The sequence below is a fragment of the Methanobacterium sp. SMA-27 genome (assembly GCF_000744455.1).
Taxonomy (GTDB): Archaea; Methanobacteriota; Methanobacteria; order Methanobacteriales; family Methanobacteriaceae; genus Methanobacterium_B.
The window spans coordinates 2164613-2190251 of the sequence record NZ_JQLY01000001.1 but is presented as its reverse complement, the minus strand read 5'-3'; the positions used below and the strand labels follow the sequence as shown (position 1 = coordinate 2190251).

Here is a 25639-nt window from a genome sequence, read left to right as displayed (position 1 = left end):
ATTGTTCATCACTATTATGGATTGATGGAGATATCAAAATGAACCTTCCCAACCTATTAATCCCATTGATGGTAATAATCCCAATTACTTGTGCATTATTCCTAAACCTTCTTCATGAAAGGACTAGGACTGTAAAGGCAATTTCAATAGTGGTTGCACTGGCACTTCCAATAATACCACTTCTTGCGAATTATGGTATACAATACTTTGGAGGATATCCTCCCTTAGCACAAAATCCAACAATATCAGCAGGTCTTCCAGCATCAATAACAGGAACAGCACTGAACATTTTCCACCCTGCAATTACATATGTCTATGGAAGCGCCCAAAAACTCATGATATTTATACTGGGTATTGTTGGTTTATTTGCCATATTCATATCTCTATATGAGGTAAAAAAACCATCGGGTGTCTACATATACCTCATGCTAATGGGAACAGCATCAATAATAGCCATGCTTTTATCAGATGATATATTCAACCTTTATGTATTCTTTGAAATTGCTGCCCTTGCACAAGTTGGTATTGTACTGGTTTCCAAGGTTAATAATAACTATGAAACAGCACTCAAATACATGATACTGGGAAGCATAGCTTCACCAATTCTTTTATTGGGAATTGCTCTCCTTCTGGGAGTTACAGGTAACGTAAACGTAACAGACATGGTATATTCAATTAGAAATGGTTTAGTAAATCCACAAAGTCCGGTACTGCTTATGGCCTGCAGTTTAATCATATTTGGGTGGCTATATGGAACTGGCCTCCCTCCATTCCATACAATTAAATCTGCAATGTACAGCAAAGCACTTCCAACCGGAGCAGCATTACTCCAGGCATTTTCTGTCTTTAGTTTAGTTGCACTTGGAGTAATTATCATAAGAATATTTTCATACATTCCATTTACACATGTTTTCATCCTGGGAATATCTTTGGTTGCAATGGTATTGGGCATAACAATGGCCATAACCCAAACAGATTTCAAACGATTGATAGCATTCCTTGCTGTAGGTGAACTAGGGTATATAGGAGTTGGTCTTGGTCTTGGAACTGTGTTTGGTATTACAGCAGGACTTTTCCAAGCTGTTAACGAATCAATTATAACCGCATTTCTATTCATTGGATTTGGAACAATAATGTACAAAACCAAAGAAACGGATATGCGAAAGTTAGGAGGGATGCTGGTTGCAACACCTAAATCTGCACTTCTTGTACTCCTTGCAGGTATCGCATTAGCAGGTGTGCCTCCATTCAATGCATTCCAAAGTAAATTGATGCTTGTTCAGGCTTCATTAAATTCGGGTCTGCCAGAAATTGCAATAATTATGGTATTAATGAGTATTGTAACATTTATGACATTTATGAGGGCTTTCCATACCATTTACCTAAGACCGAAGCCCGCTGATCTAGAAATTAAAAATGAAAAAATACCAAAGATTACATTGGTTGCAATGGTTGCATTCCTTGTTATATGTTTGGTGTTAGGTCTTTATCCACAACTTGCAACAAATTTCTTGCAGGGGCTGGCGATCAGTATTGCTTAGAGAAAGGGGGATTATATGAACATCTACGATATTATACTGAAAAAAATAAAGGACGTTAGAATGGAAACAGGAGATGACAAACCTGTTACAAATATAGCAGCATCGTCCATGTTAACAGCAGAGATAACACTCATATCTTCCATTTTAATTGCAGTAGTAATGCTAAGACTTTTGAACAAAACTCTAATGATAGCATTGGTAGTATTAGTGTTCGTACTTGTATTTCTGGCAATGCCAATCATGCCCAGACTTAAAAGGGAACAAAATGATTCACTTGCAAGCATGAGCTTCTATGTTATTCTAGCACTTGGAATTATAGTAACACTATTCTATTGGGGGAATTTGAATGTCTGATGGATTAAGAAATCTAATAGCTGGATTTGCACTAGTTGTATTCACAATAACTCTCTTTCAATCGATAGTTGATTTCAAACCAATGATCTATCCTGGAATAAGTTATATCTACAATTGGGTAGGTCCACACATTGCTCCTAACATGGTTACTAATGTTGTGTTTGATTGGAGAGGATACGATACTCTTGGTGAAGCATTAATACTTGTTTCGGCAGTTATTATAACTCTTCTAGTCTTTGGAAGGGGTCAAGTTGATCTTGGAGGTGAAGATTAATGAGTACAATACTCAAAATATTCGTATTCCCTGCTGCATTGATATTAATCTGTTACGGTGCACTTACCATACTTGGAGGTCACATTACACCTGGAGGAGGATTTCAGGGAGGAGCAATCATAGCTTCGGGAATAATATTCTGTCTCATAGTATATGGATTAAAAGAAAGTCCAATAAAATTTTCACACAATTTTATGGCATCCATTGAAAGTATAGGTGCTCTTGGATACGTATTTTTAGGATTAGCAGGACTATTTACAACAGGATTTTTCCTTTACAATTTGGGGGTTGACCTTTATCATATAGTTCCACCTAATATTGTGAATATATTTGATTACCCTGACCCACTACACGCAGGTATAATACCATACCTTAACTTTGTTGTAGGTCTGAAAGTGCTTGTTGGATTGAGTGCTGTTGTAATAACATTCCTCGAAAGCGAAAAGCTACTGAAGAATATGGAGAGTAAATAAAATGGTTTACAGTGGCCCATTAATCTTAGGATTTATAATAGGATTCATAATTGGAACCAGAATTAAGCCCAGCATAGGCAGCAACTTAAAATTTCCTGCTTCAGTATTCGTTGTGCTAGCAATTGTGGTATTAATTATGGCATACCAATTGGGTCCTTTCCCATGGTACACGGATTCTATCCTTGCTAATGGTTTGATAGCAGCCTTGGCAGGGATAATTATCGGTAAAATAACATTTGGAAGAGGATAATAGAAATAAATGGATAACAAAATAAAATAATCATTAAAATTTTAGAAGGTAATGGTCATGTTCCTATCAACTAAGAAATGTGAAGGCATTGGAAAGTGCGTTGAAGAATGCCCAACACAAGCAATAAGAATTATAGATGGTAAAGCATTCAGCTGCATAACCTGCGGTGCATGTGCTGAGGCTTGTCCAAACAGTGCCATATTCAAGAATAAATATGGAGGTTTTGTTGTCGACAGGGCCAAATGTAATGCATGTGGTGTTTGTGAGATGACATGCCCAGTTAACAACATAAAAATTGAAGATGGCGTTGTAAAGGGCATATGTGCAAGATGTGGCATATGTGTGGATGCATGTCCAATAAATGCAAGGGCAGATGCGCAGGATGTTATTGAGGAAAGACAACTCAAATTCCTTGAATCTCTTAATTTGACAATTCAACCTGGTTCAAGAGTAGAGAAAGAGGAAGAAAATGTTAAAAGGATAAATATTTGTACAGATCCTGACAACTGCACCCTTTGTGGAAGATGTGAATATTACTGTCCAACTGGTGCTTTAATGGTTGACATAGATTCTGAAGGCAAATGTACAGACTGTAGAATTTGTGAAGATGTATGTCCTGTAGGTGCAATAAAAGACGGGATTATAGATGAAAAAAAATGCACCCTTTGCCTTAAATGTGTAACGGAATGTCCAAACAAAGCAATGTACATTGAAGATTTTAAGATTAAAATAAGGAATCTTGAAGAAGGGGAAGAAACAACAGGGTCAATTGTATCATGTCTCAACTGTGGACTCTGTGCCGAGGCTTGTACACACGGAGCACTTCGTGTAATAGAAGGCAAACTGCGATATGATCCAACATTATGTGAAGAGTGCAATACAATGGAATGTCTGGATGTCTGTCCAGTAGGTACTCTTAGACTATCTAATGATCCAGATCGCCGTATACAAGGTTTCTGTGTTTCATGCGGTAAATGTGTTCAATCTTGTGATGTTAATAAAGCTAGGATTTTAAAAACAGTTGAGTGGGATGGAAGTGTTACAGAAGACTGTGTATCTTGTGGTATATGTTCAGAAATTTGCCCGAAAGGTGCAATCACTCTTAGACGAGGTTCAATAGATGTGGATCTTGAAAAATGTATCCTCTGTGAAAAATGCGCAATACATTGCCCAATGAATGCTATACCAAGAACTGCAACCGTTAAAAAATCCATAAAAGAGGGTTTCAGCTTTGTACAGGACAAACTATGTATGAACTGCAAACTTTGTACAAAAATATGTCCTGAGGAAGCAATTAAAGAAGATTCAGAAGGTAAAATTGTAGTAGATGATTCAAAATGCACATACTGTGGAGCCTGCTCAAATGCATGTCCTGCCAGGGCAATAATACTTGAAAGAGAATTCGAGGTATCAGAATGAAAAATTTAATCAGAATATTCCTGGAGGGTATAATTACTAACACCAAAAGAATCCTCTTTGCATCAGACAGGGTGACTGATATGGAACTTAGGAGCAAAATCCTTGAAGGAAGGATAGTTCCTACAGATAAGGTTGCAGAGGTTTCATGTATAGGTTGTGGTGGATGTGCCAATGCATGCCCGACCGAGGCGATAGAAATGGTTGAACTTCCAGAACCAGTAAAACTCATGGAGGGCTTAGTAAAAGATAAGATACCTGTATTGGACAGTTTAAAATGCGTTAACTGTTATTACTGTCATGATTTCTGTCCATTATATGCTCTTTTCGGAGAAGCTGGCACCATCCATCCAAATGATGTTGGAATTGTGGATTTAGAAATATCAAAACTTTTAGATGAACCAGTTAAAATTTCAGAGGATAAAATAGCTTTCATATCTCAGTATCTTGCAGATTCAACCATACTTAAAAAGAGGAAGGATTAGAATCATTAAAATTATAAATTAATTAAATAAAAACGAATTATAAGAAATATAAATTACCATAACCTTTAAAGAGGAATGATATGAGCTTAAAATCATATTCAAGGGCAAGAGCCGTTCATGTAATGCTTGTTTATACTGGAGGATGTAATGGCTGTGATATAGAGATTGTAAATTGTATATTCTCTCCCAAGTACGATGCAGAACAATACAAAGTTTTCCTTACATGGAATCCTAGGGAAGCTGACGTACTTGTAGTTACAGGCCCGGTTACAAAACACAATGAGAAACCATTAATAGAAATATACAATGCAATACCTGAACCTAAAGCTGTTATTGCTGCAGGAGCATGTGCTCTGATGGGAGGAGTTTACAAGAATATACATGGAGACATACCCTCAGAAGAAATTATGGGACCGGTAGAGAACATAATTCCTGTTGATGCCAAGGTTCCAGGCTGTGCAGTCAGGCCAGAGGATATATTATCTGGTGTGGTAGCAGCATTACCATTGTTGTTGAATGCGAAATAATCAATCAATCAATCTGTAATAATGTACTATAATTAGAGTTAAAAGGTGGATTTAATGAATGAAGATAACAAGATAACCGATAAAAAGGTCATCGAAACAGAAGTTACTATGGGAACGGTACACTCTGCAGCAATAGAACCTTACAGGGTTAGATTATTTGTTGAAGACGAAATTGTAAGGGATGCTGAAATTACAGTTGGAATCAATCACAGGGGCATTGAGAGGATCATGGAAGGATTGCCTGTTGAAAAGGCAAATAGTCTTACAGAAAAAATATGTGGAATATGTTCCAACAGCCACATATGGAACTCTTGTTTGGTTGCTGAGAAGGCCATTGGAATAGAGGTACCCGAAAGAGCTCAGTATATAAGGGTTATAATGGAGGAACTGGAACGTCTACATAGTCATATGCTTTATTTAGCTCATGGAAATGAAGTACTAGGTCATGAAACATTTGCTATGAGATTATTTTACATCCGAGAAACAGTAATGGAACTTTTACGGATGATTGGGGGTAACAGGGTACAGTATGGAGTATCCATAATCGGGGGTATTAGACCCCGTTGTGAACTTGATGAAATGAGGATACAAAAAATTAGAGAAGGATTAGACTTAATCGAGGAAAAAATAACCGATTTTGCAGATAGATTTGTCTCTGATCCCATGGTAATGTCACGTATAACAGGAGTAGGTACTTTATCACAGAAACAAGCAATAAAACTGGGCGCAACCGGCCCTACTTTAAGATCCACTGGAGTAGCAATAGATCTTCGAAGTGAAATGGAGTCCTATGATCCATTTGAATTTGATGTTATCACACAGGATGATGGGGATGTTAAATCAAATCTTTTAGTCAGGGTTCTAGAAATTCCTGAAGCTATAAAAATTATTAGGCAAGCGCTTGACAATCTTCCAGAAGGTAAAATAACCAACAGAAGTTGGGAAATGCAGGATGCCCCAATAAACAAGAGTTATATCGAGGTTCCAAGGGGAACACTATATCATTCTTACGCCCTTGAAGATGGTAGAGTAAGAAACTCTATTATTAGAACACCATCAATAACCAATATAGGTGCAATGCAGTATGCGGCTGTTGGACATCATATAACGGATGCACAGCTTGCAATAGTTCAATGCGACCCTTGCTTCACTTGCACGGATCGTGCAATCCAAATAATCAAAATATAAAAGGAGATCATGATGACAGCAATAAATTCCCTAATAGCCGTAATTGGAACGTTAATAGTTGCATTATTAGTGAGTGTATGGCTTCCAGGGATTGAGAGGAAGTTTGTACAGGCAAGAATACAACAGAGGGTTGGTCCCCCAATATCCAGTGCAGGTATAATGGCACCGATTAAATTTTTCTTCAAAGAAACAATAAAACCACATTCTCCAATGCCTAGATTATACAATGCTCTTCCAATAATAAGTTTTTTATCTGTAGTATTTATATTGCTAATACTAATGCCACAACTCTATGTATTTGCGGCACTTACAAGTATAATAGCTGTTGTGGGGCTATTGAAGATTGAAGAGGTTATCTATATGTTCATGGGATCACTTTCAAAATCTGTTATGTCACTTAAAATGCCATTTCCAGATATTGTTAAGGGTGCGAAGCATCCTGATACTCAAAGGTCTTTCTTGGAGGAACTCAGTTCTCTGAGGGCATTCAGATTAATAGCTTTTGGATCCTTCCCATTGTATATAGCACTTTTTGTGCCAGTGGCAATGTCTAAGAGCATCTATTTGAGTGGTATTGTATCATATCAGCACATCCATGGACCAGTACTTTTCACAATAGCAGGAATATTGGGAGCAATTGTCTTTTTCATAGGATATATGATACTTTTAAATGAGTACCCATTTGCAATTCTAAAAACAAAGGCAGATGTTATTGAAGGACCTCTAATGGAATATGCTGCTAAATACAGGGCATATGTATATGTTACAAGAGGATTTCTGATGTTTGTCCTAGCTAGCCTTTTCACAACGCTGTTCCTTGGAATTCCTCCGAATTTATTCAGCTGGAATATACTTGTAACAATAGCAGTAGCACTAATATTCCCAATATTAATGGCAGTTATGAGTGCATTCTCTCCTATATTTACATATAAACAATTTTATCCAACAGTAGCAGGAGTTTCAATTATTGGAATACTGGCAATAATTTTTACATTCCTTTAAATTGGATTGGAAATTATGAATTTGAATTATTAAATCAATTAAATAAAATAATTTACAAAATAAGACTAACTAAAACCACAGGTGATGGTAATGAAGTTCGTTGTAAGGCCCATGCATATAATAAGCGTTGGAGGATATATTGTTGAAACTCAGTTTCCATTTAGGAATTTAATTGTAGTTAATCCAACAGAAGAACCAATTAAAATAGATATTCCTATCTTTACCGAGGATTGGATTGAAGAACATCGGCAGTTGGGTCTTGAAATAACACCACTAACAGAAAAAGAAAGTTTCCTCAGTAATTTCAGAAAGGCTAAGATCAAGCTAGAAAAGCTTAAAAAAGAAAAATTAACTGAAAAGAATTAAAAATAACATCAATTTTTCAATATCTTTTTTTTGAAAATATATATTTTAATTTCAATATTCTATTGTCATATCTCATAATATAGATATAATAATCAATTATTGTGCCAAAGTTTTACAAACTCTCATGGCCAGTGCTGAAGTGAGCATTATTGTTGGAAGTCCCTGTGAACGTGGTGCAAGGGAAAGATCAGCAATCCATAGTCCTTCAGGTAAACCAGAAGGTTTCATTGAAGAAATATCCTCTTTTTTCAGAGGAACAGTTCCTCCAAGATGTCCTCCATTATACATTCCTTTAACAAATGGGCCAGAAACTTCAGATGTTTCCATGATTGCTTTAACATTAGAAACTGCATTATCTATTTTTAACTCATCCTTCTCTGTTACAGCTTTTTGTACAGATCCATCGGAAAATACTGTTCCTTTTTCCATATCTGCAAGTTTAACCATAATTCCAACTCTGTCATTTAATGAAACATTTCTCCATGGTTTATGAAAGAAATGAGATAATATATCAAGATAAGGAGATAATATATAATCTTTATGTTCGGTAAACCATGCCATTGGAGGTTCATTAAGCTGTTTTGCGCCTTTAGAAACACCTCCAAGGGTAAGTACTATATCAACCCATAGTTTGTCTTGAGCTTCAAGTCCTGATGCTTTTAATATTTGGGCTGTACCCACACCTCCTGCAGCAAGAACAACAGCATCTCCCTTAACTATTTTAGTTAAACTTCCGGATCTGATTAAAACCCCATTGATATGTCCATTTTCAATTAGCAATTTTTCTACACGTGATGATGTATGCATAACAGCACCCATTTTAAGTGCTTCATTTAAAAATTGATTAGAATCCCAACGGGCTCCAGTAGAACAGCCCATTTCACAGAGTCCGCATGAATTACATTTATGCAATTTCACTCCTTTTGGTGTGGGCTTAGGGTTAAAACCAAGATTTTCTGCTGACTCATACATTTTACGGGTTAATGGCCGCCATCTTTTCATTGGAATGGGTCTTATACTTATTTTCTTTTCAAGTTCTTCAAATTCAGGGGTAAGATCGAGTCCCAACTCTTTAAAACCTTGATCCGCCCTTACCATGTTACCGCATGATATTGCAGTTGAACCCCCGGTGGTTATACCTCTCACAAGCACCAGATCTCTATCTGATCTGGTTGCATCCATATGGGGAAATATTCTATTTATATTCCTTTCATCACCAAGAAGACCAATCCTTCTAAGGGGTTCAATTAGTGTTAAATGCCTTGAGAAAGGTTTAAAAGGTTTGCCTGCTTCTAATATAGTAACATCATAACCTCTTGAAGCTAACTCAAGGGCGGCTGTTCCTCCACCTGCACCAGAACCCACAACTATTACTTTCATTTTTACACCTATCTTTAATCATTTTTCAATGTTTATACATGCTTTACAATTTTTTGAACCTTCAGTTATCCTTTTAAAGAATTTCATATCCATTTTTTCATTTAAACCCTTTAAAACACCTTCATCTGCAGCACTCATTATTTTACATGTTTCGGGTGTGTAATGGTTTGCAAGTGCACAATATTTAACCAATAATAATACAGTTTGTTCATTTTCTTCTACAGAGAATTTTATTCCCAGTACTTTGTATAATATACGTGCTGCAAAAATTGCGTCTTTTATATCACTGCCTACACCAAGACGTTTTTTGGCTTCACATCCCAATTCATAGCCTGCTTTGAACATTTCTTTCCTGCCTAACTCCAAAGCTTTCTCAAAACCCAAAGCCTCTACTAATGCATTCACATGGAGATTATGACTTGCTGCCATTATTGCTCTACGTTCTTCAAGTTTTCCTTTAGAAGGTTTTTCTATAAACTGTGGTGAAACTGAATATCTTTTCAAAAGCATTTCAAGATGGTTATTGGTTAAATCAGATAATCTATCCAATTCCTTTATTAAAATGAAGTCAGGTATCCAAATGGAAAGAAATCGTAATTTAATACTCATTGTTTTTACCTTCCCATCCAAAGTACAGAACTTTTATATGGGTTAATTCTTTTGATAGTTTTTCAGCACATTTATCATCATAAATTATACTTACAAGATATTTGTGACGTTTTAAAATATTTTCCCTTTTTAACTTCAAATTAGCGGTGAGATCGCCATTTTCTATTGATAGATCATTTTTAAGTATTACCCAGCGTTTTATTTTCTCGGGATTTGACAGTTTCGAATTTACATCCTTCAGTGCAATGGCCATTTTTTCTTGATCAATATTTTCATCAATCCATATCATAGCAATGCAGTACGGTTTTTCATCCCCAACTACCATAACTTCTGATACACCATGTATATGCTTTAACATCCCTTCAATTTTTAGTGGGCTAATACTTTTCCCGTATGAATTGACTATTAATTCTTTCTTTCTTCCAGTAATCACTAAACTCCCAGCAGATGTTAAATAACCATAATCACCGGTAAGAAGCCAGTTATTTTGGAGTAATAAGTTGTTACGATTTTTATTATTGAAGTAACCTGAAGTTACTTGGGGGCCTTGCACAATTACTTCACCATCATTATTTATTTTAACATTCGTATTTGGTAAAGGTTCTCCAACAGTGCCTATTCTGTTTGATCCAAGTTTATTGATGGTTACAAGAGGTGCTTCTGTTAAACCGTAAGCATTATAGATTTGAATACCTAACTCATTGAAACTATCTAGTAGCTGTGTACTTACAGGGGCAGAACCTACTATTAACTGGGCACATGCATCAAGACCAGCTTGTTTAAGCATGGAACTTTTCAATATTCTGCGTAATATCTCCTTTATCATTCCTTCGTTAGCATTGAGATACATATTCCCAACCCTACTTTGCAGGATTTTTGACCAAATCTTTTCATAGAATCTAGGCACCGAAAAAAATATGGTTGGCCTAACTCGCGGTAAACTGATTTCAAGATCTTTAAAATCTTCTAAAAAATAGAGTTTCAGAGGAGCAGGAGCGTAATATGGTGCATATGTTCCTAAAATACCTTCAACTACATGATTCATTGGTAAGAATGAAAGATAGGAAATATCATGATTTCTATCGGCCCATGGAGGCATTGAAGCTATGTATTCCGCCATCCACCTTAAATTTCCATGGGTGAATGAAACTCCCGATGGATCTCCGGTTGTTCCCGATGTATATCTTATAGTTGCAATATCATCAAAATCAACGGGTGCAACTATTTCACCGAATTTTTTTTCATCTTCATTTTCATTTCCAATAAATTCTTTCCAGGATAAAATATTAGTTGGGACTTTAATATTATCACTGCAAAATGATATTACGTGATTTTCTAATTCTAACTCATTTAAATGGTTTAATAAATCAGGAGTACCAACAAAAATTATTTTTGCTCCACAATCCTTTATTATTTCATTGATTTCATTTACTGGGCTGGTGTAGTAAAGGGGAACACTTACAGCACCTAATAATCCAATAGAAACATCTAATACAAGATATCTGGTTGAATTAAATCCTACGATAGCTACTTTATCGCCTCGACTAATACCGAGATTTTTAAGTGATTTTACACTTCTTAAAATATCCTTTCTTACATCTGAGTTTTTTCTTTCAAGAAATTTTCCATTAACAATATCATAGTATTGAACAGGTCTACTTTTACTTCTTAATCTAAATAAAACTTGTTCGTGTACTGTTCGTTCAGATCTATGAAAAAAACCATTATAAACCGCATAATTGAGTATTGTTGGTAAAAATTTTTCCCATTGTAAAGTATATTGTCCAATAAATTTTCTTGTATTGTCCCTTGAAAATTCTCTATCTTCGTTCATATATGGTGCAAGTTCTTTCATTGTTTTACTGAGACTATTAGAATTTTTACCAAAGTACTTTAGCAAAACAGAAATTTTAGGGATCAAATTGAAAATAGGAAGAAAAATTGGTTTAGGAATTCTTAAATTCATATTATTTAAGACCCAATCATGAACAAAATCTAAAAAATCTTCTACAGTAGGTAGGGAAATGTAAGGAGCTGTAAGATGGAATATCTTACCTTCTGTATTTTGATCAAATGTTAATTCCACAACAGATTCAGCAACATAATCTACAGGAACAATATTAAGTTTAGACTCCTTTGAAACAGGCATTAATTGCAATTGATTATTAAGATAGAGACGTATAAGAACATAAATAGTATTGAAAGTCTTAATATATCCAGATTTAGAATCACCAATAACCATTCCAGGTCGGAATATTGATATGGGAAGATCAGAATTTTTTACTTCTAATTCCCCTTCATACTTACTTCTTTCATAGTTACTTAAGAATCCGTATTCATCTGTAATGGTATCCTCGGATATTAGATTTTTTTGACATCCAGCAACGTAAGCTGTAGATAAATGAGAGAACCGCTCAATTTTATGGTCTTTATTAATATCCGAAGCAAGATCAAGGAGATTCAAAGTTCCTTGTACATTAACCTTCCTGAGATCATCTAATGGAATGTTTAGTCGTAGATCTGCTGCAGTATGGATTATATGGGTAACATTATGTAATAAAAAATTATATTCGTCTGGGTCTAATCCAAGATTTTCCTCTGAGATATCCCCTTTGACTAAATATATTTTACTTTCATGTGAATAATTTTCATTAAATTTTTTTAGCCCCTGAATTTCTTCCATTAATTCTGGCCATTCCCACCATGCACGGGAAAGATGTCTGTAGGCAGTATCATAGTCTTTTCCTCTAATTAAAACTGCTATGTTGACATTTTGTTTTTTTATTAGTCTTAAAGCAATTTGTGTGCCCAGAAAACCAGTTGCTCCAGTTAGAAAAACAACATTCTTCAACTTTCCACATCCCAACCTTTTTTATCCAGAAATTCCTTGAGTATTACGCGATTTTTCTTTGATTTAGCTAAATGTTCTACGAAACCTTTATTTATTTTATCATAGTTTTTCCTTGGATTTTTAATGAGATCATCAATAGAATTACTTAAAAGATTCCAGATATTTATGGAATTTCTTTCAGAGATATAATCTATGAGATAATCTTCGTCCAATTCAAGGTCTTTATATAATCCCTTAAGACGTGGATCATGCCCAACTGCAATCTGAGGAATGCGTGCTTCAAGGGACAAAACAGCGGCATGATAACGGGATGTAACAAGAAAATCAACATTCCTCAGTATTTCTGTAATTTGGGATGCATTGAATTCGCTAGATGAAAATATTCTTGCATTTTGTGGATGTTTCATATCATTAACAATATTCTTGGCTAGAGGTTCGTCAAGTTCTTCCATACAAATAAATGCAATGTTCTTTCGATGAGTTTCAATTATTCTATCTGCTTCTGCTGCCCATTTGTATGCTAAATCTTTACTTGCCAATATTCTTTTTGGGGATCTAGAAAAGTAGTATGGCCATTTATAAAGATTTTCCTTACGGCCCCAAGGTCTTATTACTACTGGCCAAAGATTGAAGTCAATAACTGCAATTCCAACAATATCATCTGTAGTTTCGAAGGATGTTTCAATGTTCCAATTTTTTTTAATTGTATTGTAATCTTCAGGTTCTGTTTGGAATGTAAATGCACTGTCTGCAGTATGTTTAATTGGTGCGGTTACACCGATTTTTATTAATTCGTCTGCTGCATATGATGTTCTGGTAATTATAAGATCGGTTTTACTTGCTTCTCTTTTCACTAAAAACTTATTAAAAACCGATAAATCTCCTGCATCTACAGCATAGGCTATACAAGGGATATTAAAAGAATTTGCACATTTTGTTGTCCATAAAAAAGCCCAAAGAAGTGCAGATGTCCAAGTGTCCATGTAACAACTTCCTTCAACTAGAAGAACAAGATCTTGCTCTTTAACAAGCTTTCTAATGGCAAAGAAAAAGATTGAGGGTATAGGAGCTATAATTAAATTGGAATCTTCTTTAATATATCTGCGAAGATTCTCTTCATTTAATGTAGGGATGGTAATCTGTACATCTGGACCTAAAACTTTCCTAACATCTTCAATTATGGATATAAGTCTGGTTTCAGAGCCTGTGTTGTTTGCACCATTATAACCCATTAACATAACTTTACGAATAATTTTATCTGGATTTTCTCCCTTTGTATAGGTATTAAATTTTAATTTTGAATCTACTCCCTTATTTTCAATTCCCTTTTTTTTTGGAGTAATTTCCATTTTAGAGATGTACATTTTTGAACCTTTCTTTCGTTATTTAGTTTTAAATTAAAAATTATTTACAAATTATTTGGGTTAAATATATAATGTATATAAAAGTAGTCATTTGGTTGATTTTATTATATTTTTTCATTTTTATTTATTAAGAGGATGTTAAATACTATCTATTTTTATTGAATCTAAAATGAATTTTGCATGATCTGCCATTTTATCCCATGCTAAATCCATGAATGATGTGTAATCTGTATCGTATTTGAGTATGAAGTATTCGAAGTAGAGAAATATTGCATAAGAAAAATATTCACGTGCTAGTATTTTTGGATCGTACTGTTTTATGAGATTTTCTTCCATCATTTTAGTGAATATTGCTTCCCAGCTCTTTAAGGGAGTTTCAAGAAGCTCTTCCACGAAAAATTTTCTAATTTTCTTATTATGGAATACTTCGATAGATATGATCCTCCATATTTTTTCTGTTTTTGGAGTTGACATTCGTTCAATGAATGTCTTTGCTCCAATTTTAAAGAACATGTCTGGACTTGTGGCTATTAATTCGTCCATTTGTTCTTCCGGCAGACCGCTGGCTTCAAGTTCAGATAGGAAAAAGTTTATTATGGCATCTAATATGGCTTCCTTATTTTTATAATGGTTATAAATTGAACTCTCCCTTATGCCTACTTCTCTTCCTATTTCCCTCATGGATACTGCATCGAAACCTTTTTTTGAAAATAAATCTACTGATACATCGAATATTTTGTCTTTAGTTGATTTTTCATCAGGTTTGGAGGTATTTTTTTTATTATTCAAATTTTCATCTCCTTACTAACGTTCGTTAGTCCGCTATACTGTTAACATAACCTAAAAAATTCATAGAAATTTAAAAAGTTATATTACTAACGAACACTTGTTAGGTTGTTGCACTATACTATTATTGAACTACAATATAAAGCTAACGAACGAACGTTAGTCAAATAAATCAAAAAATAAAAAATATCAAAAATTTTTTTTTCAAGAATTTTACTCAGAAAACGATAAAATTATAAACACTAATGCTTAAGGAAATATTATGAAAGTGTATATATACGTATTAAATTCATTAGCAGATTGGGAAATCAGCTATTTAACCGCGGAACTGAACAGTGGCAGATATTTGGATAAAAAAAGACCTCCTGTAGAGCTTATAAAAATTGGGAATACTACTGAACCTATAAAAACAATGGGAGGTATTATAATTACTCCAGATGAGAGTATTGATAATATCAAGTTTAAGGAAGATGATTTACTTATTTTACCTGGAGCAGATACATGGATGCAAGAGGAAAATAAAAAAATAATAGATATTGTTTTAGGTATTATAGATAAAAAAGTAATTATTGCAGCAATTTGCGGAGCCACAGTTGCCCTAGCAAATGAAGGATTATTAAACAATAGAAATCATACCAGTAATGACATTGAATTTTTAAAATTGTTTTGTTCTAAATACGGTGGAGAGAATTTTTATTTGAATCAACCAGCAGTTACAGATGATAATCTAATAACTGCTAGTGGTATTGCACCATTAGAGTTTTCATATGAAGTATTAAAAAGAATAAATGTAATGAAAGTTGAAACATTGGAAGCATGGTATCAATTATATAAAACTAAGGATTCAAAGTACTTCTATGCCCTAATGGAATCCATGGGATAATCGTAGAAAACTTTTTAAATTTAAATATAATCTGATAAGCTTTTGATCATTTTAAAAATCTTGTTAGTCATAATCTTCCTGAGGATAAAGAAGAACTGAACTCCAAAATTCTTTCTCAGAGAATCCTTGACTTTGAAGCATTAAGTCCATAAGGATGTGAAGGATCTTCTAATTCATGACAAATTTCTTCACGTAATTTCTCTCCTGAAGGATAACCGTAAGGTATGCTTGCACCAGCACCTAGAACAAAAACAGTAGGAGTTTTAATCATAAAACTACATTAGAATCAAAAATATAAAAATCTTATTATAGAAACAAAAATGTCTACCTGGATAAGGTATCGAAGAAATCGTTAGTTACAGTTTGCTGACATAGTATATAAAACTAACGTTCGTTAGTATAAATTTTTCATTATACAAAATAATGTTTCTTAAAACATGGAAGATAGTAAGAACAATGAAAATATTGGATGTTCGATGAAAAAAACTCCATAATATCCCTAATTACAGATATTTCATCTTATTTTTAACTTATTCATAATATTGAATCCTTTTTCATTGTTTTATTCCTGATAAATTCTTACTTTGTTTACATATTAATGTAAGAATTACAATTATAACCTTAAATTAACATATGAATAATTTATATAATTAAAATTATTTTGGTTTTCAATAAATTGAAATCTTCAATATAAATAAAGGTTTTTTTCTTTTAATATTTCCCACTTCAAGAAAAGAGAAGTAATTTTACTCTGTTTCATAACGAATAATAAATCTCATATGTGATTATTACCATAGTATTATGTGGTGTTGTTTATGAGATATGATATTGAGATTTTGGGGATCATATTCATTTTAATAGTAGTTGCTTTAGTATCGTCTTTTAGTTCATTAAATCCTGATAATTTAGATGCATTGGCTTTTCATTTCAAAATCCAATGGGCCATAATGTAACTGAAGTAACATCTGTGAACAATGCAATATCTGCATATACAAACAACGAAGAAGGAGTATTGGATGTACTCAACACTTCTGACCCCGACGAATCCTATTCGCTAATATCTAATTTAGGATATCAAGGTTCTTTATTAAATAATTCTTCTGTAACCCTAAGAAATAATAATACCCTCTAAAAAAATACGTTAACAAGCCGCCTAAAATTAAAAGAATTATCAAATTCAATATTACATCTTGAAATTATCTGATCATGGATTTTACTTTTTTCGAATTCTTAATTCTAATATTTAATTGCTGTAAATATCGGTTATGCAATAAAAAACATAAAGTTAATTAGTTGGACATCCAATACATTCCACATGGCTTGCTGCGAAATGAAGGGATATTTATCTTATCTAATACTATGGATTCTCAACAGGAAAAGCATGAATGGGGCTCAAATTGGTAGAGAATTGGAAATAAGAAGGGGATCTAAACCAAGTCCCGGTACCATTTATCCTGCATTAAAAGAATTGAAGAATACAGGTTTAATTAAGACAGATACCAATAAAATTTATTCATTAACTACTGAAGGTGAATCGGAATTAATAACTGCATGTAAATATTTCTGCAGGATTTTTTATGATATGAATGAAATGGCTGATTTTTGTAAAAAATCATAATAAACAAAATATTAATTGATTTAGTCTATCTTTACCCATATTTTATCTTCTTTTATCTTGACTTGATGGGTTTTAAGAGAGCGTGGGGACTTGAATATTTTAGCAGCAGTTAATTTAAGTCCAGTCCAATCTGTCCAGCGTATTACGTGGCCATCAGTCAAGTCAAACTGGCTGTGATGTCTTGGACAAGTTACAATTGTTCCTTCAAGTTTCCCTCCCTGAAAGATTACCCCCATATGTGGGCAACGGTTATCCGCACCATAATAATTATCTCCAACCCTTGTAACAAGTATTTCTAGTCCATTAATATTTGACATCAGCATGTTTCCATCATCTAATTCATCCACCAATGCAACCTCAACAAATTCACCCATTTTTCAACCTCCTAAGGTTATAAAATTAATCATCCCTCTCCACAAGTACAATCTATGAACCCTGCCCAGCCAACATCACTTATACTTTGTGCTAGGTTATGGTTTCGTAGCATGCCTTTAATATTTAATTTCTCTATTGCTATTGCTTGGTTCTCACATACAATAGATTTACTAAGTTTATGCTGGAAATCCTCACGTATGTTTCGTATTCGTTCATGAATCTTTGATAGGTTGATTTGTTGTTTATTATGATTATTTGAACCTTTCTGTTTACGTGATAACTTTCGTTGTTCATGTTTAAGTCGTTTCAACTGTTGTTTAAGTGGTCGTGGATTATTAACCTTAACACTTTTACTAGTGATTAAGAAGTGGGTTAATCCCATATCCAATCCTATGGTGGTTTTCTGATTGAATTTTACTTTTTCAGGTAAGATTGTTCGTCATTAATTAGAATACTGATATAATATTTACCAGTATTTGTCTTAGAGATTGTTGCTGTTTGTTGTTTGCCTTTGAATTGTCTATGTAATTTTGTTTTCACCCATCCTATCTTTGGAAAGTATACTTCATTGTTAGCGAAATCAACTTTGTAATTCTGTGGTACATTGAATGATTGTACTCTATTTTTTTTTGATTTAAAATGTGGGAATCCTTTTTTCTCTCTGAAAAATCTTGTGAATGCATTATCAAGGTTAAGGGTAGCTCCTTGTAATGATTGACTGTTAATTTCTTTGAGCCATACTTCATTTTGTTTGAGTGTTGTTATTTCTTTGTTAAGAGCGAAACGGGATATTGATTTACATGTTTCCTTATATGTTCGAATTTTATATTCTAATCCCCAATTATACACGTATCGACATGCTCCAAAATGTTTGTTAACCATTTCTTCTTGGTTTTTAGTCGGATACATTCGATATCTATATGCTCTTAACATAATATTATTTATTGCTAAATTATTATTAATATATTATGGTTGTATTCATCCCCACCCTCACGGATGGGGTATTCTCCAACATTAGGATAAAATCTTGCAAATAATTTATTTTATAGAAAACTGATTATAGAGTATAATAGATCGAGGATTGGAAGATGAGAAGAAAGGAGAAGGAAATAAAGAATAAAAATATGATTGAAGCAATATTACAAGAAGCAGATCATTGCATATTGGCGTTATCAAGTAATAACAGTCCTTAAATAGTACCCATGAACATTGGATACAAAAATCAGACTTTATACCTCCACTCTTCAAATGAAGGAAAAAAGATAGAAATCTTAAAAGTTAACAATAGGGTTTCATTTAGGGTTGAGATAAATATTGAGCTTGTGAAAGACCAAAATCCATGTAAATGGGGAATGAAATACAAAAGTGTTGTTGGATGGGGATATGCATATTTTATAGAAGATTCAAAAAAGAAAAAAGAAGCCCTAGACATTATAATGGCCAAATATTCCAAAAATGCAAATTTTGAATATTCAAAAACTTCTCTCAACAATCTAGCATTAATTAGAGTTGAAGTAAAAGAATTAACAGGTAAAATATCAGGATATGGCTCAAATGTAGCGAATAAAGAATAATTTAATTAGATAGAAGCAAACTTAAATATAAATAACAATTAATTGAAAGGAGATACTATGAAAGAGGATGCAATAACCATCAAAGCCCACAATAAACCGGGAGTATTGCGAGATATAACGGATATGATGGCTAAATGTGGGATAAATATTTCATATACTCACCTTTTCATAGAAAAAGATGAATCTGCATCTGTTTATATGGAATTGGAAGATGTGGACGACATAGAAACCCTTGCAAAAAACATTCGTACCCATGGAAATGTTGATAACGTTGAAACCCACCGTTCTCTGAGTGAGATATATGGAAAGAGAATAATAATTATAGGTGGTGGAGCTCAGGTAGCACAAGTTGCACAAGGTGCCATAACTGAGGCAGACCGTCATAACATCAGGGGCGAAAGGATAAGCGTAGATACCATCCCGTTAGTTGGAGAACACGAACTTGCAGAAGCAGTTTCAGCAGTAGGAAGACTTCCAAGAATTGGCGCTCTAGTTTTAGCTGGGTCTCTTATGGGAGGTAGAATAACCACCTGTATTGAAAAAATAAAAACTGAACACGATGTTATTGTTATAAGTCTCAATATGCCTGGAAGTGTAACTGAAAAGGCGGATCTTGTAGTTACAGATCCTGTTCAAGCAGGTGTAATGGCAGTTATGGCTGTAGCTGAAACAGCAATTTTTGATATAAAAAAAATTGGGAGAAAGAAATTTTAACCAGTAGTTTTTTTAAAGGGGTTCTAAGGTTCTAATAAGCCTTTCTGCTGCTATTTTTATTTCTGGATCCTTAATTTTTCCACTTTTAGCTATTTTAAGCGCCATTTCCAGTACTTTAGGAACATCATCTGCAGAAATATTTTCTGCCATGTTGGTGTAGTCCTGGTTAGGGTCGTCTTCTAATTCAACCTTTTTTTCAGCCATTGTATCCAGCATAATTTTACATTCTTTCATTAAAGCTGGATCATCCTTCATAGTTTCACATTTAGCCATAAGTTCTTGGTTTTTTTTATCATCCATTATGAACACCTAATATATAATTGTTTTTCAGAGATTTATATTTTTAGTTAAATAAAAACAGAATTATTCTAACGTTGATATGTAATTCGCATGAACTAACAGCTTTTAAAGGTATTTAAAAAAATAATTAAAGTAAGATTAAAATTAAATTTATAGAAAATAATTTTAGCTCATTTCTATTGCTCGTATTATCCTACTTGCAGCATTTTTAAGCTCAACATCTTTTATTTCTCCGCTTTCTCTAACTTTTAATGCCATTTCAAGTACTTTAGAAAGATCTTTAGGAGATAGGTTTTCAGCCATTCCAAGATATGTTTGCTCTGGGTCATCCTCTAGTTTAACATTTTTTTCCTTCATCATATCCAAAAGTACTTGACATGAACCCATAACTGTTGTATCATCTAGATTTTCACACTTTTTCATTAGCTCTTCTGTCTTCTTTTCCATAAAATCACCATTTATAATATATTACTATGGATTTATATTTTTATGCTTTAATTAAAAATATGAATGTCATTATTTATCCATCAAATTAGGAATATCATCATTTTTGCTGTATGAACCAAAAATTCTATATTTTGAAAGAAACTTAAATATAAATTAGATATTGGTTAGAAAAAAATTTATTTTTTTTCATGGAATGATAAAGGGTATGTTTGTACTAAACAAGTATGAGGGATATTAATTATGGCACCGCTTTGTGATACAATGGATGGGCCGGTTGTAACAGCCGCTGAACTCGCATTAGAAATGGAAAATATAAATTATGTAATTCCCTATATAAAAAAGGAGTATGAAAGAGAGTTAAGAGATGCTTTTGATAGGGTGGTTATTGTAAGAGAACTCAGTGGTGAAGCAGCTGAAGTTGCTGACTACTGGTTTTTTGAAACTGCGGTTAGATTGCATATGTTGGGGGATGGAAAATCTTACAATGGAATAAAACATTCTGGTCTAAACTGGGGACCTGTGATCAACAAGGCAGAAGAAGCAATTGAAATAGGGGATAAAACTGTATTAGAAGAATTCCTAATGAATTTAATTGAAGAATCGTTTGAAAATCGGTTTGAAGATATGATGTCCAAGAAGGAATATGATCTCAATGATGTTGATGCTGCAAGAGATTATATAACCGCCATGCTTGAATTTATTCGATTCTCACATGAATTGTACAATCATATAGAGAAAACAAATCAGAATTTTAATCCATAAATATTAGTTGAGGTGTATATAATGTCCAATGAACTATTAGGTAAGACATTTAAGGTTGAAAATTTAATAGATTACCAAGAAAATGCTGTAGTTAGTCGTGAGATCATTAGAAAAGAAACAGGAACAGTTACAATATTTGCATTTGATAAAGGTGAAGGATTAAGCGAACATACCGCCCCATTTGATGCAATGGTACAAGTAGTGGATGGTAAAGCAGAAATTATCATTTCTAATAATAGCAACATAGTAGAAAAAGGAGAAATGATTATTATGCCTGCAAATGATCCTCATGCACTTAAAGCAATTGAAAGATTTAAGATGGTTCTAACTATGATCAGATCAAACTGAAACCATTTTTTTTATTATTAATTATTTAAGATTATCCTACATTATAATCACATATTTCAGAGTAATTACAAGCAAGGCATTTTTTATGATTTTTAACAACTTCAGGAACATAATCATTGTATAGTATGTCTGAAAGTTCGTTGTAAACATTCAAGAATTTTTCCCTTATATATGAATTAATTAGAACTGGTTTTTTAGATCCTAATTTTATGTAGTTGACAAAACCCACTGGTACTTCTTTATTAAATTCATATTCCATTAAAATAGCATAAGCTGTTACTTGTAATGCATCGGAATCCCACACACCTTTTAAAGGAGGTAAACTTGTTTTAAATTTAATTGGATAATACACTCCATCAATAATTTCTATTTTATCTACCTTTCCAAAAAGCCCATCTTCCTTATCTTCAATTGCAAATTCATTTAAACATGGTGGAAAAAGCATATCTACGGCATCAGAACCATTTATTCCGCTATTTAATATTTTTTGACTTTTTATAGCTATTAACCATGAATTGTATTTCAGATCTTCCTTTAAGCTTTCGAATCTAATACCAACTTCATCATCAATTATTTCATCTTCAAATTTCAAATAAACAGTTTCCAAATACTCTGGAACATCATTGAAAATCTCTTCTAATATTTCCGTAAATTGCATTCTACCTTTTAATGTCCATAAATTTCTTTTTAGGATTTCTTCAAACCCCTGAATGCTTCACGAGATAATTTATACGCTACAATTGAAGTGTTATGTATTTCTGGATTATCAAATTCTATGTAAACCCTCAAGGGGCAGTACAAATATTCGTTTATCAGCGATACAGTAATCATAATTATCACCCGAATTAATACATTTTAATATTATTGTATTAACTATAATTAAATTTATCGATTAAAAAATTACAAAAAAAATAAAATAATTAAAGTACCCTAATAAAATGAGTTTGATCTTTGACACAATCTAATTGATCAATTTTATGGATAGCTTCTATCATATCCATTTCAAGTGCAGTATGTGTCACCATAAAGATAGGAATTCCTTTAGTCTCATCTTGCTGTTTTTGAGTCATTGAACCAATACTTATATTATGCTGGCTGAGGATTCCGGATATTTCATGGAGCACACCGGGCCTATCATCGGTTAATAGGCGGATATAATATTTAGATTTTAAATCTGTTATGTTACCAATTGCTTTGACCGATGTAGTTGATGGGCCATAAAGTACTGGTTTTTCCATATTCTCGATTATGTCTATGCAATCACCTACCACAGCACTTGCTGTAGGCATCATACCGGCTCCTGGACCGTACATCATAACAGGCCCAACAATATCTCCAACAAGGTACACTCCATTGAATACACCATTCACACTTGAAAGAAGATGATCATTTGGCACGAGTGTTGGATGTACCCTAACTTCTAACTTGCCATCAACTAATTTTGAAATTGCAAGTAGTTTAATGCAGCAATTAAGTTCATTCTTTGCAAAATTAATATCTTCTTGTGTAATATTTGTTATGCCCTCAACATGGAAGTTTTCCTGCTTGATATAAACACCAAAACCTATTATGGTAAGTATTATAAGTTTTTGAGCCGTATCATCTCCTTCAATATCAAAAGTAGGATCTGATTCGGCATAACCTTTTATCTGTGCTTCTTTGAGAACATCATCAAAATCTCTGCCTTCTTCAGACATTTTGGTGAGTATATAATTTGCAGTTCCATTAATTATGCTATAACTGGAAATTATATGATTAGCTGAAAGACTTTCATTTAGTGGCTGAAGCAGTGGTATTCCACCACCGACACTGGCTTCAAAACATATTCTCACATGGTTTTTTTGTGCTGAAGAAATAATTTCAGTCCAGTGTTTGGCAAGTAATGCTTTATTTGCAGTCACTACATGCTTACCATTTTCCATGGCCCTTAATATAAATTTAAGTGCGGGTTGGTATCCTCCAATGAGTTCTATGACTATTTCAATTTCTGGATCTTCTAAGATATCATTAATATCAGTTGAAAGTATTTCACTGGAAATTTCTACACCTCTGTCAGTAGTAATATCCAGATCAACAACTTTTTTTAGTTTTACTTTCTTTCCTACTTTATTCTCAAAAAGATCAATGTTTTTATTAATGGTTTCAACAACTCCACTTCCAATTGTTCCGAAACCAATAAGTCCAATATTCACAACATTATCCATCAAAATTACCCCCCAAATAATAACTTCTAGTTTTAATTAAGTAGATTAATAAGGAATATAACAAAAGTTATCTGATATTTTAATTATTAATATTTAGGTTTAAATTTTTTAATTTGATATATTCTCCAATAGATTCCCTTGTTGTTCCAACTACAAGTCTGTAATTAACATCTTCCCCAATAACCTTTTCAAGTTTGCCACGAGCAGTTATACGTTCATTTTCCATTGCTTGCCCGGCATAGGTATGTGTATACGAAGCAACTTCGGTTATAGGAACATTTGCTCCTTTAATTACTTTTACATCCTCAACTTGATATACTGCAGGATTATCGTATGCTGCAAGGGCATTTTTAACGGTGCAATCTATTTCGATACATCCCATTGGTTCATATCTAATTGCACGATAACTTCCTTTGATCTCTTCCCAATCTCGAGTTTGAAGGATGTCAAACAATGTGCCATCCAAAATACCCCTGTTGTGTTTGCGGTTTTCGTACCATCTGAACTCTTCATAGGTTAAAGAATTATCTTTTATTCTTTTTTCGTAAAGCCGTTTCCAATATTCTCCTTCAATACCTTTGAGGGGACCATTTTCTTTTTTAATATCTGCAAAGGCTTCCATGACTTTTCTATGATTTTTGAGTCCATAAATAACGAAGTCCATATCAGATACATTTGGATTGTACAATCCTGGAAGTATAGAACCGGAAATACCCATTTTATCATAACCGATTCCTGTACTTTCATGGAATATATTTGCAAGTTTTACAACATTATTGAGTAGTTTATCTCTGTTTGAAGATTCTATTATCTCTTTAAGACGATAATTAGGCCGTAGTATTTGCTCTACTTTCTCAGTGGGCACACCCATCATTAAAACATTTGTTATATCGCAGTCAAAAAGATATTCTGGAAAATTCTTCCCTAAAAACTCATAGGCCTGTTTTGAGTCCACTTTGGAATATTTTATACCATTTAATGAACGGTCCCCATTTTGATCTGGTATGTACCTTAAAAATGAAATGATCCGATCATCGGGATGTAAATATGTTGTGGTTGCAAAGAACAGATCATCGGTAGTATGTATAAAATCTCGGGGTCTGGCTCTCATGGATTAATTTAACTATATGCAACATTATTAAATATGTTAGTTTTGAGAGTAAAATATAATAAGGATCTTAAAGGTGTTTAGAGAATATTAGGGATTATAAAGGACTTAAATCTAGAATAATTCCATATATTGTGGGCAATATATGTCATTCAATTTAAGAATACTAAATTAGGATAAAAATAAGTTTTAATAGACTATTTGGTAGATTAGCTGCAGAAAGACGCATATCCCTAAACGGAATCATTTAAAAACTCTTAATATAAGATTATGAGGGTTTAATTTAGGTGGAAATCCATTAAATTGATATATTTATCTATAAACATGGAAAATATATTTTATTGAATCTAAAATTATTTTTAATAGAATTTATAATCTTGAAACTAATTATGAGGAATTTATAGTTGTATAGTATCTAAAAATATTTCGAGAACATTTAT

Annotated in this window: 34 protein-coding genes; 19 read left to right on the top strand and 15 right to left on the bottom strand. The window is 33.3% G+C overall.

Going from position 1 to position 25639, the window contains the following annotated elements; translation table 11 throughout:
• Positions 1–38 precede the first annotated feature (38 nt).
• The 11 genes from ehbF to ehbP all read left to right on the top strand — a co-directional run bounded on the left by ehbF (position 39) and on the right by ehbP (position 7876).
• Positions 39–1541 (top strand): energy conserving hydrogenase EhbF, encoded by a 1503-nt coding sequence (gene ehbF / locus DL91_RS11075; protein ID WP_048191764.1) that lies wholly within the window; start codon positions 39–41, stop codon positions 1539–1541.
• A 15-nt stretch (positions 1542–1556) separates the two neighbouring features.
• Complete coding sequence (locus DL91_RS11070) at positions 1557–1895, top strand: hypothetical protein (RefSeq protein WP_048191763.1); 339 nt, start codon at positions 1557–1559, stop codon at positions 1893–1895.
• On the top strand, positions 1888–2169 hold the full coding sequence (locus tag DL91_RS11065) for a hypothetical protein (protein WP_048191761.1): 282 nt from the start codon (positions 1888–1890) through the stop codon (positions 2167–2169). Before DL91_RS11070 ends, DL91_RS11065 begins: the two co-directional genes overlap by 8 nt.
• Positions 2169–2642: an MnhB domain-containing protein gene (locus DL91_RS11060; RefSeq protein ID WP_048191759.1), complete on the top strand. Its 474-nt coding sequence runs from the start codon at positions 2169–2171 to the stop codon at positions 2640–2642. The genes DL91_RS11065 and DL91_RS11060 overlap by 1 nt, the downstream gene beginning before the upstream one ends.
• Position 2643: 1 nt before the next feature.
• A complete protein-coding gene (locus DL91_RS11055) occupies positions 2644–2892 on the top strand; it encodes a hypothetical protein (RefSeq protein WP_048191757.1) in 249 nt (82 codons plus the stop codon).
• A gap of 57 nt (positions 2893–2949) precedes the next feature.
• Positions 2950–4311: a 4Fe-4S binding protein gene (locus DL91_RS11050; protein ID WP_048191755.1), complete on the top strand. Its 1362-nt coding sequence runs from the start codon at positions 2950–2952 to the stop codon at positions 4309–4311.
• A complete protein-coding gene (locus DL91_RS11045; protein WP_048191754.1) occupies positions 4308–4793 on the top strand; it encodes a 4Fe-4S binding protein in 486 nt (161 codons plus the stop codon). Before DL91_RS11050 ends, DL91_RS11045 begins: the two co-directional genes overlap by 4 nt.
• Positions 4794–4873: 80 nt before the next feature.
• Positions 4874–5320, top strand: coding sequence for an NADH-quinone oxidoreductase subunit B family protein (locus tag DL91_RS11040; protein WP_048191752.1), 447 nt, complete (start codon positions 4874–4876; stop codon positions 5318–5320).
• A 54-nt stretch (positions 5321–5374) separates the two neighbouring features.
• The gene (locus DL91_RS11035) at positions 5375–6508 is read left to right on the top strand and encodes a nickel-dependent hydrogenase large subunit (protein ID WP_048191750.1); all 1134 of its coding nucleotides are present in this window, start codon (positions 5375–5377) and stop codon (positions 6506–6508) included.
• A 12-nt stretch (positions 6509–6520) separates the two neighbouring features.
• Positions 6521–7510, top strand: a complete 990-nt coding sequence (locus DL91_RS11030; RefSeq protein WP_048191749.1) for a respiratory chain complex I subunit 1 family protein — start codon at positions 6521–6523, stop codon at positions 7508–7510.
• 90 nt (positions 7511–7600) lie between these two features.
• Positions 7601–7876: an energy-converting hydrogenase B subunit EhbP gene (ehbP, locus tag DL91_RS11025; RefSeq protein WP_048191746.1), complete on the top strand. Its 276-nt coding sequence runs from the start codon at positions 7601–7603 to the stop codon at positions 7874–7876.
• Between the two features lie 96 nt (positions 7877–7972).
• Here ehbP and DL91_RS11020 read toward each other — a convergent pair whose 3' ends face one another.
• The 5 genes from DL91_RS11020 to DL91_RS11000 all read right to left on the bottom strand — a co-directional run bounded on the left by DL91_RS11020 (position 7973) and on the right by DL91_RS11000 (position 14869).
• Positions 7973–9256: a GMC family oxidoreductase N-terminal domain-containing protein gene (locus DL91_RS11020; RefSeq protein WP_048191744.1), complete on the bottom strand. Its 1284-nt coding sequence runs from the start codon at positions 9254–9256 to the stop codon at positions 7973–7975.
• 18 nt (positions 9257–9274) lie between these two features.
• A complete protein-coding gene (locus DL91_RS11015; protein ID WP_048191742.1) occupies positions 9275–9865 on the bottom strand; it encodes a hypothetical protein in 591 nt (196 codons plus the stop codon).
• The gene (locus DL91_RS11010) at positions 9855–12716 is read right to left on the bottom strand and encodes an AMP-binding protein (RefSeq protein WP_048191741.1); all 2862 of its coding nucleotides are present in this window, start codon (positions 12714–12716) and stop codon (positions 9855–9857) included. The genes DL91_RS11015 and DL91_RS11010 overlap by 11 nt, the downstream gene beginning before the upstream one ends.
• Positions 12713–14080 carry a polysaccharide pyruvyl transferase family protein gene (locus tag DL91_RS11005; RefSeq protein WP_231551453.1) on the bottom strand — a complete coding sequence of 456 codons (1368 nt, stop codon included), beginning with the start codon at positions 14078–14080 and terminating at the stop codon, positions 12713–12715. Before DL91_RS11005 ends, DL91_RS11010 begins: the two co-directional genes overlap by 4 nt.
• Positions 14081–14218: 138 nt before the next feature.
• Positions 14219–14869, bottom strand: a complete 651-nt coding sequence (locus DL91_RS11000) for a TetR/AcrR family transcriptional regulator (RefSeq protein WP_048191739.1) — start codon at positions 14867–14869, stop codon at positions 14219–14221.
• Positions 14870–15128: 259 nt separating this feature from the next.
• On the opposite strand from DL91_RS11000, the gene DL91_RS10995 reads away from it, so the two are divergent.
• Positions 15129–15749: a type 1 glutamine amidotransferase family protein gene (locus DL91_RS10995; RefSeq protein ID WP_048191737.1), complete on the top strand. Its 621-nt coding sequence runs from the start codon at positions 15129–15131 to the stop codon at positions 15747–15749.
• A gap of 115 nt (positions 15750–15864) precedes the next feature.
• Here DL91_RS10995 and DL91_RS13730 read toward each other — a convergent pair whose 3' ends face one another.
• Positions 15865–16020: a hypothetical protein gene (locus DL91_RS13730; protein WP_156096076.1), complete on the bottom strand. Its 156-nt coding sequence runs from the start codon at positions 16018–16020 to the stop codon at positions 15865–15867.
• A gap of 544 nt (positions 16021–16564) precedes the next feature.
• On the opposite strand from DL91_RS13730, the gene DL91_RS13725 reads away from it, so the two are divergent.
• From DL91_RS13725 to DL91_RS10990, 3 genes are all read left to right on the top strand, one after another.
• On the top strand, positions 16565–16702 hold the full coding sequence (locus DL91_RS13725) for a hypothetical protein (RefSeq protein WP_156096075.1): 138 nt from the start codon (positions 16565–16567) through the stop codon (positions 16700–16702).
• A gap of 14 nt (positions 16703–16716) precedes the next feature.
• The gene (locus DL91_RS13720) at positions 16717–16881 is read left to right on the top strand and encodes a hypothetical protein (RefSeq protein ID WP_231551452.1); all 165 of its coding nucleotides are present in this window, start codon (positions 16717–16719) and stop codon (positions 16879–16881) included.
• Positions 16882–17064: 183 nt separating this feature from the next.
• On the top strand, positions 17065–17367 hold the full coding sequence (locus tag DL91_RS10990; protein WP_048191736.1) for a PadR family transcriptional regulator: 303 nt from the start codon (positions 17065–17067) through the stop codon (positions 17365–17367).
• A 20-nt stretch (positions 17368–17387) separates the two neighbouring features.
• On the opposite strand, the gene DL91_RS10985 is transcribed toward DL91_RS10990, so the two are convergent.
• Genes DL91_RS10985 through DL91_RS14425 form a run of 3 tightly spaced genes read right to left on the bottom strand, consistent with a single transcriptional unit; the run spans position 17388 to position 18675 of the window.
• The gene (locus DL91_RS10985; protein ID WP_048191734.1) at positions 17388–17741 is read right to left on the bottom strand and encodes a Rieske (2Fe-2S) protein; all 354 of its coding nucleotides are present in this window, start codon (positions 17739–17741) and stop codon (positions 17388–17390) included.
• 29 nt (positions 17742–17770) lie between these two features.
• Entirely contained in the window at positions 17771–18175 is a 405-nt protein-coding gene (locus DL91_RS14430) for a transposase (protein WP_255343967.1), read from the bottom strand.
• A complete protein-coding gene (locus DL91_RS14425) occupies positions 18157–18675 on the bottom strand; it encodes an RNA-guided endonuclease TnpB family protein (RefSeq protein WP_081882663.1) in 519 nt (172 codons plus the stop codon). Before DL91_RS14425 ends, DL91_RS14430 begins: the two co-directional genes overlap by 19 nt.
• 269 nt (positions 18676–18944) lie before the next feature.
• Here DL91_RS14425 and DL91_RS10975 point away from each other — a divergent pair, with 269 nt between their 5' ends.
• Together DL91_RS10975 and DL91_RS10970 are read left to right on the top strand one after the other, a co-directional pair.
• The gene (locus DL91_RS10975; RefSeq protein WP_231551451.1) at positions 18945–19316 is read left to right on the top strand and encodes a pyridoxamine 5'-phosphate oxidase family protein; all 372 of its coding nucleotides are present in this window, start codon (positions 18945–18947) and stop codon (positions 19314–19316) included.
• Positions 19317–19373: 57 nt separating this feature from the next.
• A complete protein-coding gene (locus DL91_RS10970; RefSeq protein WP_048191733.1) occupies positions 19374–20030 on the top strand; it encodes a DUF5612 domain-containing protein in 657 nt (218 codons plus the stop codon).
• Positions 20031–20042: 12 nt separating this feature from the next.
• On the opposite strand, the gene DL91_RS10965 is transcribed toward DL91_RS10970, so the two are convergent.
• Positions 20043–20330: a hypothetical protein gene (locus DL91_RS10965; RefSeq protein ID WP_048191731.1), complete on the bottom strand. Its 288-nt coding sequence runs from the start codon at positions 20328–20330 to the stop codon at positions 20043–20045.
• Between the two features lie 165 nt (positions 20331–20495).
• On the bottom strand, positions 20496–20777 hold the full coding sequence (locus tag DL91_RS10960; RefSeq protein WP_048191729.1) for a hypothetical protein: 282 nt from the start codon (positions 20775–20777) through the stop codon (positions 20496–20498).
• 240 nt (positions 20778–21017) lie between these two features.
• Here DL91_RS10960 and DL91_RS10955 point away from each other — a divergent pair, with 240 nt between their 5' ends.
• Positions 21018–21539: a DUF6448 family protein gene (locus DL91_RS10955; protein ID WP_048191728.1), complete on the top strand. Its 522-nt coding sequence runs from the start codon at positions 21018–21020 to the stop codon at positions 21537–21539.
• A 21-nt stretch (positions 21540–21560) separates the two neighbouring features.
• Complete coding sequence (locus DL91_RS10950; protein ID WP_048191726.1) at positions 21561–21887, top strand: cupin domain-containing protein; 327 nt, start codon at positions 21561–21563, stop codon at positions 21885–21887.
• Positions 21888–21918: 31 nt separating this feature from the next.
• Here DL91_RS10950 and cas4 read toward each other — a convergent pair whose 3' ends face one another.
• The 4 genes from cas4 to DL91_RS10935 all read right to left on the bottom strand — a co-directional run bounded on the left by cas4 (position 21919) and on the right by DL91_RS10935 (position 25202).
• Entirely contained in the window at positions 21919–22545 is a 627-nt protein-coding gene (cas4, locus tag DL91_RS10945; RefSeq protein ID WP_048191724.1) for a CRISPR-associated protein Cas4, read from the bottom strand.
• 29 nt (positions 22546–22574) lie between these two features.
• Positions 22575–22718, bottom strand: coding sequence for a hypothetical protein (locus tag DL91_RS13715; protein ID WP_156096072.1), 144 nt, complete (start codon positions 22716–22718; stop codon positions 22575–22577).
• A gap of 89 nt (positions 22719–22807) precedes the next feature.
• Positions 22808–24091, bottom strand: coding sequence for a homoserine dehydrogenase (locus tag DL91_RS10940; RefSeq protein WP_048191723.1), 1284 nt, complete (start codon positions 24089–24091; stop codon positions 22808–22810).
• Positions 24092–24170: 79 nt separating this feature from the next.
• Positions 24171–25202, bottom strand: a complete 1032-nt coding sequence (locus DL91_RS10935; RefSeq protein WP_048191721.1) for a nucleotidyltransferase domain-containing protein — start codon at positions 25200–25202, stop codon at positions 24171–24173.
• Positions 25203–25639: the final 437 nt, after the last annotated feature.